Source organism: Paraburkholderia franconis, assembly GCF_009362735.1.
Taxonomy (GTDB): domain Bacteria; phylum Pseudomonadota; class Gammaproteobacteria; order Burkholderiales; family Burkholderiaceae; genus Paraburkholderia; species Paraburkholderia franconis.
On the sequence record NZ_WHNP01000219.1, the window covers coordinates 1 to 1,280 of the forward strand.

Here is a 1,280-nt window from a genome sequence, read left to right on the forward strand (position 1 = left end):
CGCGTTCGGCTCGGTTCGACGCGTCGCCCGCCGGTCGAGCCGTCAGCATTGAAACGGCAGGTATCAGATTCGAGTAGTCGCTCGGTATGGCCACTCACGGACAACAACCGGCCATTGGCGAGCCGCCTCTCACTCACGTGCGACCATATCGCCTGATTGGCCTCCGTGCGTCTTGAGCGTGCCCTTGGGTGAATTCGAGAGCAAATAAAGCATGGCTTCCAATCCAAGCACGTAGCTATGAACCCCAAGACCGAAGATCACGCCATCCGCGATCTTGGCGATCAAACACTTGATCCCCCGTGCTTCGACATTTGTCATGTGTACTTCCACATAGGGTAGCGCTGCACCCTTTATGCAATCGCGTAGTGCATATCCCGCATAATTGAAGCCCGCGGGATTCATGACGAGGCCGTCGACACCATCTTCAACGGCTCGATAGATGCGATTGATCGCTTCTCCTTCGACGTTGGTGTAGAAGATCTCCAGCTCGTAACTCTTCGAGCGCGCGTGCTGGTGGAGCATGGCGTCAAGCTCGCTCGCCGTCGTCTTGCCGTATATTTCCGGTTCACGCTTGCCCAAGTGAATCATGTTCGCGCCCTGAATCAGCAGAATTCGCCACATGATGACAGTTCCTTCTCTCGGCTTGGTAGTCAATTCTAGACGAGGCCCGCGCGAAAGCTGTCATCGTGGAACGACTGCATTGGCGAGGCACGAACGGCCGGAATGGCCGATCAGCCGTCATGGCCTGTCTTGCAGCGGGTAGAGGACGTACCGCCGCTTGACATAAAAGCCGACGGCAAGCTTTGACATGACATCACAGACAGATAACAGGCAAACGTCGAGCGCGCTTGCGCCCGATGAACGCGGACGGCTCGAGCGTCCTGCCAGCAAAAGGCGTCGTTCCGGGCGTCCGCGGCTGCATCATCTGATGGTGGTGCAAATTCGTGAGTCACGGTGACAACCGTTTCCCGTCTCACTGAGGCCGTGTTATGAACTTTGAAGTACTGGCACTGCATGCACGAGCATAAGCATGGCGAAGACCACGAAATGAAGCCCGGCAAGCGTTTCAGGTAATCGCTCATAGTCCCGCGCGAGGCGGCGAAAGCGGTTGAGCCAGCCAAAGCTGCGCTCGACCACCCATCGCCGGGGCAGCAGCACGAAACCTTTCTTTGCTTCCTGCAGTTTGATGACCTGCAGATCAATGCCTTCATTGCTGGCGGCCTGCGCAGCGTCTTCCCCTGTGTATCCTTGATCCGCGAAGGCCACCTTGACCGTTTCTC

2 protein-coding genes are annotated in these 1,280 nt (G+C 57.1%); both read right to left on the reverse strand.

Going from position 1 to position 1,280, the window contains the following annotated elements; genetic code table 11:
- Nucleotides 1-129: 129 nt before the first annotated feature.
- Nucleotides 130-621, reverse strand: a complete 492-nt coding sequence (locus tag GCT13_RS47745; RefSeq protein WP_152768437.1) for a type II 3-dehydroquinate dehydratase — start codon at nt 619-621, stop codon at nt 130-132.
- A 366-nt stretch (nt 622-987) separates the two neighbouring features.
- Nucleotides 988-1,280: transposase (locus tag GCT13_RS47750; protein ID WP_152767251.1), on the reverse strand; the 293-nt coding region annotated here is incomplete at its 5' end.